Below are 17,353 nucleotides of genomic sequence, written 5' to 3'. Positions count from 1 at the left end.
AGCATCATGTTAAAATATATAAAAAATCATATGGAGACTATAGCGGGTATAGAGATATACCCTATAATCTCCTTACTTATCTTTTTTATCTTTTTTGTAGCACTCTTTTGGTGGGTATTTACCGCTAAAAAAGACTATATAAAAACAGTAAGTCATATTCCATTAGATAACCACCAAAACAACGATATATCATGAGAAATTTAGTTCCATCTTGGATTCGTGTTCCAATAGTATTCTTTATCATTTTTGGAGCTGTTGAATTCTTTATAGACTCTGGAGACAAACCAGCATTTGTAGAATATCCGGTAGTCATGCTTTTTTTACTTCTAGTATTACTCATACTTATAGCTATAGAAGCTATTGTTGGAGCACTAGAAAATGTTATGCTTCATAAACTTGACGAAGAAGCTAAAGCGCGCTTCTTAGCTGAAAAAGAAAGTTCAGTAAAATTCACATGGTTAAAAGAAACGTATAATAAACTTCTTGGTCAGAAACCTATTGAAGAAGAAGGTGAAATTATTTTAGACCATAATTATGATGGTATTAAAGAATTAGATAACGACTTACCACCATGGTGGCTTTATGGTTTTTATATTTCCATTGTTTTTGCCGCTGTATACCTTTTAAGATATCATGTATTTAATGGTCCGTCACAAATTGATGAATTAGAAACAGAATTAGTTGAAGCTCGAACAGCTATTGAAGCATATAAAAAAACAGCAAAAGGATTGGTTGATGTAAATACAGTTACACAGCTTACTGAGGCTGCCGATTTATCTGCTGGAAAAAAGACATTTGAAACCAATTGTGTGGCTTGTCACATGGCCGATGGTGGTGGTGGTATTGGGCCAAACTTAACAGATAAACACTGGATTTTAGGTGGAGATATTAAAAGTATATTTAAAACAGTGTCTGAAGGTGGACGTTCAGGAAAAGGTATGATTGCCTGGAAAACACAATTAAAACCTTTAGAAATAGCTCAAGTAGCTAGTTATGTTCTAACGTTCCAAGGAACTACACCTGCCAACCCAAAAGATCCAGAAGGTGATCTCATGGTTGATGATAGTTCTGAGACAACTTCGGACGAAAGCATAGAAGAAACAGCAATTGAAACTGTTGTTGATTCTACACAAGTAACTCTAGCAAACTAAACAATGATGGACCTTAGAACGTTTAATAGCTTTCTAAGGTCTTAAATCACTACGCTTTGGAAACCCCAGAAAACGAAATATTCAGAGACTCCATTGGAACCATTAATGAAGATGGTAAACGGGCTTGGGTATTCCCAAAAAAACCTTCTGGGAGGTTCTATAAATACAGAAAGTTAATTAGTTACTTTTTACTAGCCTTCCTTTTACTTTCTCCGTTTATTAAAATTAATGGAAACCAGTTTTTAATGTTCAATGTATTGGAACGTCGTTTCAATATTTTTGGGTTCCCGTTTTGGCCTCAAGATTTCCATTTGTTTGTTATTTCTATGCTTATTGGGGTGATTTTTATCACCTTGTTTACAGTCGCTTTTGGTAGAATTTTTTGTGGTTGGATTTGTCCTCAAACTATTTTTATGGAAATGGTTTTCCGAAGAATTGAATATTGGATTGAAGGAGATAGAAACAAACAGCGTAAACTTGCCAGACAAAAATGGGATGCTGAAAAAATAAAAAAGAAAGGACTAAAATTTATCATATTCGCCATGATATCATTCATTATAGCGAATGTATTTTTAGCCTATTTAATTGGAAGCGATGAGCTCATCAGATATATTACCGATGGTCCTACTACACATTTAAACACCTTAGTTTCATTAACCATTTTTACGGCTGTTTTTTATTTTGTCTTTGCATGGTTTAGAGAACAGGTTTGTGTTATTGCTTGTCCTTACGGAAGATTACAAGGCGTTCTTTTAGATACCAAATCCATAGTTGTTGCCTACGACCATAAACGTGGTGAGGGCGAAAATGGAAGAAAAAAATTCAGAAAAAATGAAGACCGAAACTCCTTAGGACATGGGGATTGTATTGATTGCTTGCAATGTGTACATGTATGCCCCACAGGAATTGATATTAGAAATGGGACACAATTAGAATGTGTGAATTGCACGGCATGTATTGATGAATGCGACCATATTATGGAAAGTATTAATCTTCCAAAAGGATTAATACGTTATGCTAGCGAAGAAAACATAGAAAAGAAAACGCCTTTTAAACTCACAGCTAGAATGAAAGGTTATATTGCCGTTTTAGCTATTATGATTGGTTTACTTATAGGTATGTTATTTTTAAGAAATGATGTCGAGGCTAATGTATTAAGATTACCAGGGCAATTATATGAGCACAAAGAGAATAACATAATAAGCAATGTATTTACTTATAAATTGGTGAATAAAACATCCAATGATATTGAAAATGTGACTTTAAAATTAATGTCTCATAAGGGCGAACTAAAACTGGTTGCTACTCGTAATGATTTTGTTGTACCTAGTCAAGGACTTGCTGAAGGCACATTGTTTATTGAGATTAATAATTCGGCCTTAACTGGTGATAGAAATAAAATAAAAATTGGTGTTTATCAAGGTGATAAATTAATAGAAACGACAACAGCCAACTTTTTAGGCCCACGGAGTTTTAAATAATGATCAACAATAAACAATAAAGACCAACTTTAGTAATTAAGTGCATTAAGGATTGTAATGACATCCTTTTTTGTAACAGTAGATAAGTTTAATTATGAATATAAATTAATATTTAAGCTTTAACTTGAAGAGATACTGAAACAAGTTCTGTACATGAAAGATATAACGAAAAGCCTGACCCGAGGTAACGAGGGAAATGCCAGAATAAAAGAAATGAGATCCTGAAACAAGTTCAGGATAACTAAAACAAATAATGATGAAGTTTAATTGGGGTACCGGAATTGTATTGGCGTTTATAGGGTTTATTTCGTTTATCCTATACTTTATTATTACTATGAATGTGAGCGAGGATTTTGAGCACGAATTGGTTACTGAAGATTATTATGCCGAAGAATTGGCTTACCAGAATGATATTGACAAGCTGAATAACGCTAAAACGCTTGAAGAAAACATAAGTTATGAAAAGAGCGATGCAGGATTACGTGTAAAATTTCCAGAATCATTCAACTATAAAAATATTACAGGAAAAGTGTTCCTATATAGACCATCTAACAAACAACTAGACTTTGAAACTGCTATTTCATTGTCTAATTCTTATTTGCTCATACCTGACAATCGTTTGGTAGATGGTCGTTGGAACATTAAAATAGATTGGCAATATAAGGGAAAATCTTATTTATTTAAAAAGTCTATAATTTATTAGCATGCTAGTTTCGGCATTTTTATTGGGGCTATTAGGAAGTTTTCACTGTGTGGGCATGTGTGGCCCGATTGCTTTTATGCTTCCTGTTGACCGTACAAACCACGTAAAAAAAGTATCGCAAATAGCCATTTACCATATTGGCAGACTACTCACTTACAGCCTAATAGGGCTTGTTTTTGGCTTAATTGGAAGGAGTCTTTATCTTTTTGGTTTTCAGCAGCAGCTATCTATTGCTATTGGCATAATAATGATTTTGATGGTTTTGATTCCTCAGAAAACTTTTAACAAATATAATTTTTCAAAACCTATTTACGGTGGCATATCCAAAGTTAAATATTGGTTAGGTAGTGCCATGAAAAAAAAATCGTTAGACACCTTTTTAACGATTGGCTTTTTAAATGGTTTTCTGCCATGCGGTCTTGTTTATATGGCCGTTTTTGCAGCTATTGCAGGCGGAAACGCTTTAAACGGGAGCTTGTATATGGTGGTTTTTGGAATGGGAACCATCCCTTTAATGACTACCGCAATTTATTTGAGTAACTTTTTAAAAGGTAATGCCAGACAGCGTATTCAACAAATAATACCTGTTTTCGTAGTTATTATTGGTGCCCTTTTTATTTTAAGAGGTTTAGGTTTAGGAATTCCTTACTTGTCCCCCGCTCCAATACATGAGGCTATTTCTAGTGGTATAGAGTGCCATTGATTTATAAGCGCATCTCGCGGTATACTTTTGGAGATTTTTTTAAATGCCTTTTAAAATACTTTATAAAATACGACGCATCTTCAAATCCCAAGCGATAGGCTATCTCATTTACTTGCAAGCTTGTAAACGCTAATAATCGTTCCGCTTCTAGAATAAGGCGTTCCGAAATTAAAACCGATGGTGTTTTATTACTTATTTCTTTGGTAAGAACAGAAAGTGTTTTAGAGGACATATTCAGAACTCGAGCATAATCTTTAACCGAATAATGCTCTTGATAATGCATTTCTATAAGTTCTTTAAATCTCAAAAACATTAGTTTATACTGACTATTATGAGCTTCTGATATTTTTTCAACATCAGTATGAGCCCGCTCAAAAACAATGAGTAATGATTTTAATAAATACCTAATAACCTCTTGATATCCAAAAGCATTATGTTTACTAAACTCATCTTTTATTAAATCGTGATAAGTAGTTGCCAATTCAATTGTATTTTGATTCAAATACTGAAATGGTCTGCTTATATTATTAAAAACATTATATTTTAAAAAAATGTCGATATCAGATTGGCTCAAAAAGCTTTCATTAAAATGAATAATTACACCCTCATGAGAAGCTTCCTTATCAAAATAGTGTATTTGATTTTTTGAAACAAAAAGTACCGTTTGATTTTCTACTTTAAAAGCATCAAAATCAACGTAATGAACTCCGCCTTGGTTATAAATCCAAATAATTTGATAAAAGCTATGTGAATGTGGCTTTTGAGCGTGTACGCCACTTTCTTTTAAATACGATTCTAAATCATAGATTTGAAATTGTAATTTCTCAGGATGTTCTTTATGTAAATGATATTGCTCTATTTTCATAAATTAATAAGATCCCAAACTAAGGGTAATTTTAGATTATGAATTTACAACATATTTCGCAGCTCTAATACCACTATAAATAGCTCCTTCTAGGTACCCTCCATAAACCGGGGATGTTTCTGTTCCAGAAAAAAGTAATTTATCATTCATATAAAACGCATCAAACATCTGGTTACCATATTGCGGCAACATATAAGTTGATTTTATAGTTTGACAATTAGTAAACTTATCTTGAGACCAGTCTTTCTCAACGTATCCAATGTAGTTTCTAATTTCGTTTCCTAAATATTTTTGAAGATATAATAAAATAGTTTCTTTTCTATCCTCATGAGAAACATCACGTAAACCTTCATTAACGAAACCCATTAAACTAAAAACCGTTTGATTTGAATTTGTATGATCGTATAACTCTGTTACCGGTCCAATTTGCCCAATAATAGTTCCTGATAAATCATGAGCTCTCCAAAACGGCGTATTAAAACTTATACATACTTTAATAGCATTACTCATCCAAGTATGCGTTTTATCCATTACCTCTGTAAGCTCTTTTGGTAACCTAGGAGAATACTCTAATTGAACAGCTAATTTAGGTGGTAATGTAACGATAACGTTTTTAGATAAAAACTCTTGTTTGCCAGCTACTATTTTCACATGGTTAGGCTGTTCAATAATGCTAGAAACTGTTGTATCTAAAACAATTTTATCTTTAATAGAATTTGCTAATGCTTTTATGAGCAGATTTGAACCACCAGCCATTCGAAATGCAGATGATTGAGTTTGATCTGTTTCAAAATAATGTGCCGGAGCCATAGAGTTATAAACCAAAATATTTCGGCCTTCAGAATACTGATTAAACTTTTGAATGTTTAATTCTTTCATAAATCGAATTAGGTTTTCATGGTATCCTTGAAACCATGTCGCTCCTAAATCAATATCGTTTTCTGTAAATATACGTCCGCCTATGCGATGACGCCCTTCCAAAACTAAAAAGTCCGTTTCCCCTTGTTGTAATAATTGATAAGCAGACGTTAAACCTGAAACGCCTGCTCCAATAATAATATGTTTAAACGCTCTTTTTATCATTTATATTTGGGATAACCTACAATATTTTGTTTTAAATATCAATAATTGTAGTCTTAATTTCTTCCCGCCATTACGCCGCCATCAGTATCCCAAATAACTCCAGTTATCCATGATGCCTTATCTGATAATAAATATGAAATTGTATCCGCAACATCCTGCGCTTTACCATTTCTTCCAACTGGGTGAAAACCATGAAAGTTTTGCAAGGCTTCATGTGCTTCAACCTTCCCTCCAAAAACACTTTCGTAAACTGGTGTTTCAACTACAGCAGGAGAGACAGCATTCACTCTAATTTTATGATCAGCAAGTTCCATAGCCAGATGTTGGGTTAAACTGTGTAATCCTGCCTTTTGCATAGAATATGCTGATGAAGGTGTTGCTTTTACAGCTTGCTTAGCCCACATTGAACCCACATTTACAATTGCTCCTCCTTGGGTTTCCGACATTTTTTTTGATGCGGCTTGCGTTATAAAAAAGAACCCTCTATTTAAGTCTAAATAAGAATCATAATCTGCCTTTGTATGCTCCAAAAATGATTTAGGTCCAAAAATCCCTGAAGCATTTACTAAATAATCAAGATTATCAAAATCACCAATTATGCCGTTTAAACGATCTACACTAGTCGAATCTGTGATATCAATCTTGTGAATTATCAGATTATCTGGGCGCTCCTTTTTAAAGGCTTCCAATTTTAATGAATTAGTCCCAACGATGTGCACTTCAACATGATCTGCAAGTAAATTATTTGCAGTTGCTTTCCCTATACCACTGCTTCCGCCAATTATTAATGCTCTTTTTTTCATAGTATTTTTTGTTTTAATTATAGGTTCAAAATTAAGATGAGATAAGAATAAAATAGATGTCATAAACGGAGAATAAATGGTAAAATCGAGAAGTTCTATAGAGCAATCTATAAAAGCAATAGCTTTGTTTTCAAAAATAATAGTAATACTATTATTTTTGCAATTAAATAATTTAATTATGCATAATTTACTTTCAAATTTGAAGATTGCGGTACCAGAGAAAATCTTTGTAAAAGACCCTGAGTCTTCTGCGCTAGGTAAACGCATTATAGAACATAGTATCTTGTTAATTAATGAGATTGGTTTTGACAGTTTTACCTTTAAAAAGCTAGGGATTATTATTGGTTCTAACGAAAGCTCTATTTATCGTTATTTTGAGAGTAAACACAAGTTATTACTTTACTTATCTTCTTGGTATTGGGCCTGGATTGAATATCAATTGGTGTTTGAAACACATAGCATTAATAATGCCACCGAAAAACTAAAAAAGGCCATTGATATTGTATGTAGAACAACTAAAGAGGACAGTAATTTTTCACATATCAATGAGATTGTTTTAAATAGAATAATTATTAACGAAAATTCAAAATCCTTCCTAACCAAAGAAGTTGACCAAGAAAATAAAGACGGATATTTTGTTATCTATAAACGTGTTATTCACAGGTTGAGAGACATTATAACTCAAACCGTTCCTAATTACCAATACGCATCATCTTTAGCAAGTACTATTATTGAAGGTAGCCTACACCAGCACTTTTTAAGAGACCATTTTTCATCCATGACAGATTGCAAAGACGGTGTTACTCCTTCTGATTTCTATATCAACTTAACCTTAAACGCCCTAAAATTATAAATATGGTTCAACCATCAATGACCCCATGGCAAAGATTGCTAGGATTATTACAGCTTGAAAGAAAAGACATTTTGCAAATATTTTACTATGCCATCTTTTCTGGTGTTATTTCGCTGTCTTTACCCCTAGGAATTCAAGCTATTATAAATCTAATTCAAGGCGCACAGGTATCCACTTCTTGGATCGTTTTAGTGACTCTTGTAACCTTAGGCGTTGCGTTTGCAGGAGCTTTACAACTTATGCAATTACGCATTATTGAAACGATTCAGCAACGTATTTTTACACGATCATCATTCGAGTTAAGTTATAGGTTTCCTAAAATTAAAATGTCTGAACTGCGTAACTATTATCCACCAGAATTGGCAAATCGTTTTTTTGATACCTTAACGATACAGAAAAGTCTATCTAAAATACTAATCGACGTACCAACAGCAGTTTTGCAAATTCTTTTTGCACTTATCCTCCTGTCATTTTACCATCCCTTCTTTATAATATTTGGCTTACTTCTTTTAGTACTCATTTTTGTAGTATTTAAGTTTACAGCAAAAAAAGGACTCGATACTAGTTTAAAAGAATCAAAAAACAAATACAAAGTTGCCCATTGGATACAAGAGATTGCGCGTTCCGTAATTAGTTTCAAATTATCTGGAAGCACGAGTCTAGGAATAAGTAAAAATGATGATTTGGTAAACGATTACCTTAAAGCCAGAGAAAGTCATTTTAAGGTATTGATTCTTCAATATATTCAAATGATTAGTTTCAAAGTTATTGTAACCGCTAGCCTACTTTTAATTGGAGGTGCATTAGTATTGAATCAAGAAATGAATATTGGCCAATTCGTTGCAGCCGAAATCATTATACTTCTTGTGATTGCTTCTGTGGAAAAGCTTATTCTAGGTTTGGAATCTTTCTACGATACGTTAACCTCACTTGAAAAAATAGGACAAATCGTAGATAAAAAGATGGAAAGTCAAGATGGTGAAGCACCCCAGTTTAATAAGGGTATTCATATTGAATTGGATCATGTGACATATGAAGTTTCTAACCGAGACAAGCATATTTTAAAAGATATCCAATTAAAGATTGAACCGAATAGCAGAATTCTAGTGAAAGGAGAAAGCGGATCTGGGAAATCGACTCTACTTCGCTTAATTTCAGGAGTTGTTCAGCCTACTAGCGGTAACCTTTACGTCAATGACATGTCTATTAATAGTTTACATTTAAACTTTTACCGATCGCAACTGGGATTATCGCTATCGGACGAGACACCATTTGAAGGTACAATTAAAGATAATTTGACTTTTGGAAACCCAACTATTTCTGATGAAGACATTCATGACGTACTTAATAAAGTTGGGCTAAAAAACTTCATTAAAGAACAACCTAACGGACTAAAGACTATACTTTATCCTGATGGAAGACAAATGTCTTTTACACTTGCCAAAAAAATTGTTTTAGCCAGAGCCATCTTAAAAAAACCTAAAGTTTTAATTCTTGAAGATGCCTTGGACCGTTTTAACAAAGGAGAAACCAGCGCTATTATTGATTACTTAACGCACAAAGACCAACCATGGGCATTAGTTGTAGTAAGTAGCAGTGATGGTTGGGCAAATAAGTGTAGCGAAGTTATCACTTTAGAAAAAGGAATAGTTAAAACTAAAAAATAAATAATGCTCAATATATCTCATAATCAATTAAATAAAAGGATAGACCTTTCTAAATTTAAGTCAGGCCAGAATTTAATGGAAAAGGTTTACTATAAATACTTTAACCGTTTTCTTCTTGCCGCGGCTATCATTTTGTTTATCGTTTTATTCTTACCATGGACTCAAAATATAACAGGCCAAGGCGTAGTAACCACCTTAAAACCCAATCAGCGCCCACAGCATATACAATCTCAAATACCGGGTCGTATTGAGGAATGGTTTGTTCAGGAAGGTGATTTTGTTAAACAGGGAGACACTATTCTAAGAATTTCCGAAATAAAAAGTGACTACTTTGATGATAAATTAGTAGAAAGAACGAACGATCAAATTCAAGCCAAAACCTCTTCTGTTACTGCATATGAAGGCAAAGTGGATGCCTTAAACAGGCAAATTGATGCTCTAAAATACGAGCAAAAACTAAAACTTGAACAGACTCAGAATAAGTTGATGCAATCACGATTAAAAGTAAAAAGTGACAGTATCGACCTAGAAGCCGCTAAAACAAATTTAAAAATTGCAGAAACTCAATTCAATCGAATTCAAACCTTACAGCAAGAAGGCTTAAAAGCTGTAAGGGATGTTGAAGAAAAACGATTAAAACTTCAAGAAAGTCAAGCCAAATTTATTTCTCAAGAAAACAAATATCTGACTAGCCAAAACGAAGTTATTAATTCTAGATTAGAATTATCAAGAACCAATGCTGTTTTTGCCGATAAAATATCGAAGGCGCAAAGCGATATGTTTACTGCTCAATCCAGTGGTTATGACACCCAAGCGCAGGTTACTAAACTTGAAAATGCTTATAGTAATTACAAAAAGCGAAACAGTTTACTTTACGTTACAGCTCCTCAAGATGGGTTTATCAACAAAGCCATGACAGGAGGTATAGGTGTAACTTTTAAAGAAGGTGCAGAATTAGTAGGCATTATGCCAGCCAATTATGATATGGCTGTTGAAACTTTTGTGAGACCCATAGATTTACCATTACTTCATATAGGAGAGGAAGTACGTGTCCAGTTTGACGGATGGCCTGCCATTGTATTTAGCGGATGGCCCAATGTGTCTTATGGAACTTATGGAGCAAAAGTCGTGGCTATTGAGCGTTTTATAAGTCCTAATGGAAAATACAGAGTTTTATTAGCTCCAGACGAAAAGGACCATGAATGGCCCGAAGCTGTTAGAGTAGGTTCTGGAGCAAAAACTATTGCGCTTTTAGAAGATGTTCCTATTTGGTTTGAGCTTTGGCGTCAAATAAACAGTTTCCCTCCAAATTATTACCAACCTGAAGGAAGTAAAACAGCCTCAAAAAAAGACAAAAAATGAGATTACTCATACTAAACATATTACTTCTCTTGAGTTCAACACTTTGGGCTCAAGATAGCTTTCCTGTTTTTGGTAAAGACAGCACATCGGTTATTAGCCTATCAGAATATTTAGGTTATGTCAAAGCATTTCATCCCATAGTCAAACAGGCTAACCTAATAATTACTGAAAGTGAAGCTAAACTAATGAAATCGAGAGGCGCTTTCGACCCCAAATTAGAAGTAGATTACGACAGGAAGAAGTTTAAAAATACTGAATACTATGACAAGCTGAACGCTGCATTTAAAATACCTACCTGGTATGGTATTGAGCTAAAAGGAAACTTTGAAGAAAACACCGGTGTCTTTTTAAATCCTGAATCTAGCGTTCCTGCAGATGGTTTATATAGTGTTGGTGTATCTGTATCTGTAGCAAAAGGACTATTGACTAATAGAAGAATGGCCATGTTAAAACAGGCTAAAATGTTTGTCAATCAAGCCAAAGCAGACCGCCAGTTATTAGTGAATAACATTCTTTTTGATGCCACTGTTTCTTATTTTAATTGGCTAAAAACATACAACGAAAAGCGCGTTTTTGAGGATTTCTTAGATAATGCCCAAATGCGCTTTGATGGTATTAAAAAGAGTTATGAGGTCGGTGACAAACCAGCAATTGATACTCTTGAAGCAAGAATTACATTAAACAATAGAAAGTTAAACCTTGAAAAATCAAGAATAAAATTTATTAAATCGTCCTTGGAATTATCTAATTACCTCTGGTTAAACGAAAACACACCAATAGAAATTAACGATGGGGTTATTCCCGATATTAATATATTCAAGACTATCGACAATACTTTGAATACATCTATTTTAGATATTGAAAATATGAATTTGGATGAACACCCAAAGCTTAAGTCTTTAGATTACAAATTTCAAAGTTTGAACGTTGAAAAACGCTTAAAGATGAATAACCTTTTACCGCAAATAGATTTGCAATATAATTTTCTTTCAGAAACTCCTGAATCCATAAATTCTTTTAATTCTTCAAATTATAAAAGCGGTGTAAACATAAGTTTTCCCTTGTTTTTAAGAAAAGAACGTGGTGATTTAAAGTTGGCTAAAATTAAACTGCAAGACACACAATATGAAATTCAATCTGCCAAAGTAGCGTTAAAAAATAAAATTAATGCCATTAATCAAGAATTAGAATCCTTTCTTTTACAAAATGATTACACCGAAATTATTGTTGAAGATTATGATAAAATGTTAACTGCAGAAGAACGTAAATTCTTTTTAGGAGAAAGCTCTTTATTTCTAGTAAACTCAAGAGAATCTAAATTGATTGATGCTAAGCTTAAAGCCATTTCAATTGAAAACGACTTCTTTAATACAAAAGCAAATCTATTTAATGTATTGGCTCTTTCAATACTGTAAAATAAAAAGGAGATGTTTTATTTAAACACCTCCTTTTTTAATTTGAGTTAGTCACTCATTATTATATTTTAAAAGTTATAACAGGTAATGTAGAATGGTTTGCAACATCCTCGCCTATACTACCCTCAAAAAAGTGAGCTAATCCTTTTTTACCATGAGTAGGTACAGCAATTAAATCTGCGCCTATTTTATTTGAGAAAGTTAAAACACCATCTTCCACATTATAATCAGACACATAATTCACATCACTCATTTTATCTAAATTACCATCTGCTTTGGTAAAAAAGTTCACGACGCGTTTTTCAATTTCTATGGAACTTCTAAACCTATCGTTAGGCAGATTCACATAAACCAGATAGACTTTAGAATCCATAGCTCTAAATAAGCTCATGGCATTCAAATAAGATTTTATGCATTCTTCAGAAAAATCACAAGCAAAAGAAACGACTCCAAAGTTTACATTGCTCAATTCATTTTTAACTACCAGTACTGGTATATCGGCATTCCTCACAACTCTTTCAGTGTTTGATCCTATGAAATACTCCCTCATACCACTAGCTCCATGCGACCCCATCACAATCAAATCGACATCGTTTTTTAAAGCAACATCATTGACTTCACTAAACACTTTAAAATGCTTTATTATTGGGGATACCTTAACGCCTTTTAGATAATCTTTATCCAAAAAAGTTTCAAACTTTTGTTCAGCCAATTGCAGAAAAAATGCTGCTTTTTGATTTTGAAGACCGTCAGAGGCAGAAAGCATGATGTCCGACATTTCTAACATATGTAAAGCCAATAACTCAGCATCATATCTTTTAGCCAATTTAGCGGCTGTTTTTAAAGCGTATTCTGAATGTTCAGAAAAATCTATAGGTACAATTATTTTTTTCATAACTCTGTTTTTTTAATTAAACGGTCATCGAAAACAACTGCGTATCGGGTTGTTTTCTTTGTAACAACACATCAAATGCCATACAAATGTTTCTAACAAATGGCTGGCCTTTTGTAGTAACTTCAATAGTCTTATTTTTTATATGAAGTAATCCATCTTTTTCCATTTCTTTTAATCGAATCAAACTATCGGGCAATTCCTTGAAATACAACTCATCAAGCTCCCAAGAAGTTTTAAATTGACACATTAAATTCAAAATATGCTTTCTTATAACCAAATCTTCATCATTTAAAATATGTCCCCTATAAACAGGAATAGCATCCTCTTCTAATAGTTTATAATACTCTTCAATAGCTTTAACATTTTGAGAAAACCCATACCAACTATCACTTATGGAAGATACTCCTAAACCAATCATTGCTTGAGTTTTAGAAGCAGTATACCCCATAAAATTTCTGTGTAGCTCAATACTTATCATCGATTTGTGTAATGTATCTGTGGTTAATGCAAAATGATCCATCCCTATTTCTTCATACCCTACTTCAGCTAATAACTGTTTACCAAGTTCATATTGATTTCTTTTCAATTCCGCAGAAGGTAAATCTTTATCGCTAAAACCACGCTGACCATTTCCTTTTATCCAGGGTACATGAGCATAACTATAAAAAGCAAGCCGGTCGGGCAAAAGTTCTTTTGTTTTTAAAATAGTTTCTTCAACATGTTCTAAAGTTTGAAATGGTAATCCAAATATAATATCATGTCCAACTGATGTATAACCAATCTCGCGAGCCAGATCGGTTGCTTTTTTAACATTTTCGAAGGGTTGAATTCTATGAATTGCTTTTTGCACGGTTTCATTATAGTCTTGTACGCCATAACTCACTCGCCTAAAACCCACATCATATAAAGCCTGCAAATGCTCTCGTGTTGTATTATTAGGATGCCCTTCAAAACTAAACTCATGATCCTCAGATTTTACAGCCCCTTCTAAGACACCATTGATCAATATTTTTAAATGATCTGGGCTAAAAAATGTTGGAGTCCCTCCACCTAGGTGCAATTCCTTAATTATTGGTTTTTCATCCAATACGTCTAGATATAAACGCCATTCCTTTAAAACCGCTTTAATGTATGGCGATTCCACACTGTGCTGTTTGGTAATTCGTTTGTTACAACCACAAAACGTGCATAAACTTTCACAAAATGGTAAATGTATATAGAGACTAATTCCTTCTTTTTTATTGCTTTCTTTAAACGATTTTAATAAAGACCTTTTCCATTTTTCAGAAGAAAACGTCGTCTCGTCCCAATAAGGAACCGTTGGATAACTTGTATAGCGTGGACCCGCAATATTATATTTATTGACTAATGAATTAAACATACCTAACATTTATACTTCAAAATTATGGTTTTTAATGACTGTAAAATATGACATATGTCATGGTAGATATTTGCAATTGATTCATTAATCCCTTAACTTTCGCTTAAATAAAAAACTAAGAAAAATGAGAAAAGTAGGTATCCTATTAATTGCTTTAGCACTAGTAGTTACATCTTGTAAAAACGAAAAAAAAGAATCTAAAACAGAGACTACTCCAACTGAAAAATTTGTTGTAAAACCTGAAGCCACATCGATTACATGGAAGGCATACAAAACAACCGAAAAGATAGGCGTTGGAGGAGAATTTACCACTGTAAATTTCAAAGAACAAGCTGGGGCTTCACCTCAGGAGGCTTTAAATAATTTAAGCTTCTCAATTCCAATAAGTAGTTTATTTACTAATGATGCCACGAACACCCGTGATGCAAAAATTAAAACATCATTTTTTGGTGCCATGTTAGATACAGAGTTAATTAAAGGAACTCTAAACTATGAAAATGATATCGTAGTTGCCTCGCTTACCATGAATGGAGTTACTCATAATTTACCAATGGATATCATAATTACTGAGGAAAGACGTGTTTCTCTAACAGGCACCATGAATCTGGCAGACTGGAATGCTTTAGACGCCTTAGCTTCATTAAATAAAGTTTGTTTTGATTTACATAAAGGTCCAGACGGCATTAGCAAAACTTGGGAAGATGTAGCCATTGAGGTAAATACTTTTCTGCGTAAAAATTAGCAATTGAGGTCTTATAGACCGAATAACGATCCTATATTAAGATATGAAACTTAAAATTGCTTTACTTTTTGTTTTCATCATAATAGTTAGAAATAGCAATGCTCAGAATTCAAACCCGACTAATCAAAAGCATTGGTCCTTTGATATTACACCTTATGGGCTGCTTGCTTTTAACTCTACCGATGTTGGAGGCACGAGAATAAGACAATCGTTTAGCGATTTGGTTTCAATTACTGATGCTGGATTTCAACTAGCTGCTGAAGCCAAATACAAAAAACTTCATCTTATTTTTGATGGTACATGGGCCACTTTGGGAGATAGTTCGAATGATAGTTATTTGAATATTGATTTAAAAATCATTCAAAATATACTCACTTTTAAAATTGGCTATACAGTTTATGAAAATTTCAATTATGATGAAGATGAAATTTTAAAAGGCTGGTCTTTAACTCCCAATATTGGCGCTAAGTACTGGAAGAATGAAGTCCAGCTTCAATACAGTTTATCCTTTGAAGATGACATCTTAATAAATGATAATATAAATCAACTAGCAGATTGGTGGGATTTAATGATAGGCTTAAAGAGCGAATTCTTTATTAGTAATAAGTTCATGCTAAGTGTTAATTTAGACATTGGAGGGTTTGGCATTGGAAATTCATCTAAATCCGCTTACGATTTTGTCTATTTAAACACTTTTAAAGTTTCCAAATTAATTTCGGTAAATGCAGGCTTTAGAAATTTCAAATACCGAAGAGTCGATGCCAGTGAAAATGGTAACTTAGAAACGAATGTTAATGTTTTTGGTCCAATCGTTGGAGCTACTTTTAGTTTATAACCAAAAACACAATTCTAACACCTCTTGAGATAAACTTCACCGAATTCAGGCTTTGTTAGAACATAAGATTTATTTGTGAATTATTTGGCTAAAATGTTACATTTGCGGCATAATTTATTGAACAAACTATGAATCCATCATCGGCTGGTTGGATAAAAAAATTACTCAGTGAACTATCAAAAAATAATATCTTTCTAAAGTTTAGTGAAGAAGGTTTTTATGATAGTTTGAGAGACTGTGGCTTTATTTATGGTAGTAATTTAGATGTCGTTGTTCAGGTTTTTTCAAAAAAAGACTTGACCGAAGAAGAACTATGTAAAACAAACCTAATATTATCCTTGTTTTATACCCATGCTCGTTCTAAATCTAAAACAAATTTTATAGACAGTGTTATAGATTTTTACGGTTCGATTAATGAGGTTAAAACATCCATTTTTCAAGATTTATTGGGCGGTATAAAGTCTAGTGAACAACTTGAAAAAATCGTGCATAAGCGCGTCCAAATAGATGTCAATGTATTAACCAAAAATTTCAATTATTTTGTTATTAATGCCCTGTTATATGTTGATGTTTTGGCATATGTCGAATACCTAAAGAAAGAGAAAGTATCTATAAATTATATTAAAAAACTAGAGTCTACTATTGTTGCGATAACACTAAATGTTTTAAATTCTAAAGCGACTAAAAACCAATATGATGATAGTTTAATTAAACTCTTTGAATCTTCCCTAAGGTATCATGATAATATTGATATTGATTATAACAAAGCAGTCAAACTCATAAAATCGAAACAGGAAAAGCATTACATATTAGACCTAGCATGTATGGCTACTTGGAGTGATCAAATGATTGACCTTGAAGAGCAACAATTTTTAGAAAAACTTGGCAGCGATTTACAATTAAGTCTTTCTAGAATCAATCAATCCATAAAAGCTGTGAATCAATTTTACAGCATTAATAAAGACAATATTGCACTGTTAAGCTCAAAAAACATTGTTCAAAGTTTTTATAATAACTCAAGTAAAATGGTGCATAAGCTTATAAGTAGAAACAGTAAGCGCCTGTATCAAGAAATCAAAGATAGTAAAGAACTCATGGTACTAATTTCTCAATCTACAGTGCGCGATTTGAGTAAAGAGGAACAGAAAAAAGTACAAGAGCAATTATTAGATATTTTTAAATCCATCCCAAGTTTGGCAATTTTCCTGTTACCTGGAGGCGCATTGCTACTGCCTTTTGTGGTTAAGTTCATACCCAAACTTTTGCCCTCTGCATTTGATGAAAATAGAATTGAGGATTAAGATAACGTCAATAATATCTGCCCACCTTACGTTAAAAACTATAATAAATATAATATTTATAGACTTTGTGGTAAATTTTCTATAATTTTATAAATACTGATTTTTAATACTTC

The 17,353-nt window shown here is 33.0% G+C and carries 17 protein-coding genes; 12 read left to right on the top strand and 5 right to left on the bottom strand.

From position 1 onward, the window contains the following. The first annotated feature begins 6 nt into the window (after positions 1-6). The 5 genes from Q0857_RS10125 to Q0857_RS10105 all read left to right on the top strand — a co-directional run bounded on the left by Q0857_RS10125 (position 7) and on the right by Q0857_RS10105 (position 4,038). On the top strand, positions 7-195 hold the full coding sequence (locus tag Q0857_RS10125; RefSeq protein WP_298534642.1) for a CcoQ/FixQ family Cbb3-type cytochrome c oxidase assembly chaperone: 189 nt from the start codon (positions 7-9) through the stop codon (positions 193-195). After that, positions 192-1,151, top strand: a complete 960-nt coding sequence (locus Q0857_RS10120; RefSeq protein ID WP_298534640.1) for a cbb3-type cytochrome c oxidase N-terminal domain-containing protein — start codon at positions 192-194, stop codon at positions 1,149-1,151. The genes Q0857_RS10125 and Q0857_RS10120 overlap by 4 nt, the downstream gene beginning before the upstream one ends. Positions 1,152-1,207: 56 nt before the next feature. Further along, the gene (gene ccoG, locus Q0857_RS10115; protein ID WP_298534638.1) at positions 1,208-2,632 is read left to right on the top strand and encodes a cytochrome c oxidase accessory protein CcoG; all 1,425 of its coding nucleotides are present in this window, start codon (positions 1,208-1,210) and stop codon (positions 2,630-2,632) included. Positions 2,633-2,888: 256 nt separating this feature from the next. Next, positions 2,889-3,335 carry a FixH family protein gene (locus Q0857_RS10110; RefSeq protein ID WP_298535087.1) on the top strand — a complete coding sequence of 149 codons (447 nt, stop codon included), beginning with the start codon at positions 2,889-2,891 and terminating at the stop codon, positions 3,333-3,335. 1 nt (position 3,336) lies between these two features. Then, positions 3,337-4,038 (top strand): sulfite exporter TauE/SafE family protein, encoded by a 702-nt coding sequence (locus Q0857_RS10105; protein WP_298534635.1) that lies wholly within the window; start codon positions 3,337-3,339, stop codon positions 4,036-4,038. A gap of 1 nt (position 4,039) precedes the next feature. On the opposite strand, the gene Q0857_RS10100 is transcribed toward Q0857_RS10105, so the two are convergent. The 3 genes from Q0857_RS10100 to Q0857_RS10090 are packed head-to-tail and all read right to left on the bottom strand — an operon-like array spanning position 4,040 to position 6,789. Next, positions 4,040-4,903, bottom strand: a complete 864-nt coding sequence (locus Q0857_RS10100) for an AraC family transcriptional regulator (RefSeq protein WP_298534633.1) — start codon at positions 4,901-4,903, stop codon at positions 4,040-4,042. 36 nt (positions 4,904-4,939) lie between these two features. Then, positions 4,940-5,986, bottom strand: a complete 1,047-nt coding sequence (locus Q0857_RS10095; protein WP_298534630.1) for an FAD-dependent oxidoreductase — start codon at positions 5,984-5,986, stop codon at positions 4,940-4,942. 53 nt (positions 5,987-6,039) lie between these two features. Continuing rightward, the gene (locus tag Q0857_RS10090; RefSeq protein WP_298534627.1) at positions 6,040-6,789 is read right to left on the bottom strand and encodes an SDR family NAD(P)-dependent oxidoreductase; all 750 of its coding nucleotides are present in this window, start codon (positions 6,787-6,789) and stop codon (positions 6,040-6,042) included. Positions 6,790-6,967: 178 nt separating this feature from the next. Here Q0857_RS10090 and Q0857_RS10085 point away from each other — a divergent pair, with 178 nt between their 5' ends. Genes Q0857_RS10085 through Q0857_RS10070 form a run of 4 tightly spaced genes read left to right on the top strand, consistent with a single transcriptional unit; the run spans position 6,968 to position 12,086 of the window. Continuing rightward, positions 6,968-7,642 (top strand): TetR/AcrR family transcriptional regulator, encoded by a 675-nt coding sequence (locus tag Q0857_RS10085; RefSeq protein ID WP_298534624.1) that lies wholly within the window; start codon positions 6,968-6,970, stop codon positions 7,640-7,642. Between the two features lie 2 nt (positions 7,643-7,644). Next, positions 7,645-9,309, top strand: a complete 1,665-nt coding sequence (locus tag Q0857_RS10080) for a peptidase domain-containing ABC transporter (RefSeq protein WP_298534620.1) — start codon at positions 7,645-7,647, stop codon at positions 9,307-9,309. 3 nt (positions 9,310-9,312) lie between these two features. Next, positions 9,313-10,671, top strand: coding sequence for an HlyD family secretion protein (locus Q0857_RS10075; RefSeq protein ID WP_298534618.1), 1,359 nt, complete (start codon positions 9,313-9,315; stop codon positions 10,669-10,671). After that, complete coding sequence (locus tag Q0857_RS10070) at positions 10,668-12,086, top strand: TolC family protein (RefSeq protein ID WP_298534616.1); 1,419 nt, start codon at positions 10,668-10,670, stop codon at positions 12,084-12,086. The genes Q0857_RS10075 and Q0857_RS10070 overlap by 4 nt, the downstream gene beginning before the upstream one ends. Positions 12,087-12,147: 61 nt before the next feature. Here the strand turns inward: Q0857_RS10070 and Q0857_RS10065 are convergent, their stop codons facing one another. Further along, positions 12,148-12,981 carry a universal stress protein gene (locus Q0857_RS10065; protein ID WP_298534613.1) on the bottom strand — a complete coding sequence of 278 codons (834 nt, stop codon included), beginning with the start codon at positions 12,979-12,981 and terminating at the stop codon, positions 12,148-12,150. Between the two features lie 16 nt (positions 12,982-12,997). Then, on the bottom strand, positions 12,998-14,362 hold the full coding sequence (gene hemN, locus Q0857_RS10060) for an oxygen-independent coproporphyrinogen III oxidase (protein WP_298534610.1): 1,365 nt from the start codon (positions 14,360-14,362) through the stop codon (positions 12,998-13,000). A 124-nt stretch (positions 14,363-14,486) separates the two neighbouring features. On the opposite strand from hemN, the gene Q0857_RS10055 reads away from it, so the two are divergent. The 3 genes from Q0857_RS10055 (at position 14,487) to Q0857_RS10045 (ending at position 17,240) form a co-directional block, all read left to right on the top strand. After that, positions 14,487-15,104, top strand: a complete 618-nt coding sequence (locus Q0857_RS10055) for a YceI family protein (RefSeq protein ID WP_298534607.1) — start codon at positions 14,487-14,489, stop codon at positions 15,102-15,104. A 43-nt stretch (positions 15,105-15,147) separates the two neighbouring features. Continuing rightward, on the top strand, positions 15,148-15,939 hold the full coding sequence (locus Q0857_RS10050; protein WP_298534604.1) for a hypothetical protein: 792 nt from the start codon (positions 15,148-15,150) through the stop codon (positions 15,937-15,939). Between the two features lie 128 nt (positions 15,940-16,067). Beyond that, positions 16,068-17,240 (top strand): LETM1-related biofilm-associated protein, encoded by a 1,173-nt coding sequence (locus tag Q0857_RS10045; protein ID WP_298534602.1) that lies wholly within the window; start codon positions 16,068-16,070, stop codon positions 17,238-17,240. The last annotated feature ends 113 nt before the right edge of the window (positions 17,241-17,353 follow it).

This window comes from uncultured Algibacter sp., from assembly GCF_947495925.1.
Classification (GTDB): Bacteria; Bacteroidota; Bacteroidia; order Flavobacteriales; family Flavobacteriaceae; genus Algibacter_E.
Note: the sequence above shows the minus strand (reverse complement) of the source record. Positions and strands in the feature narration are given on the sequence as shown.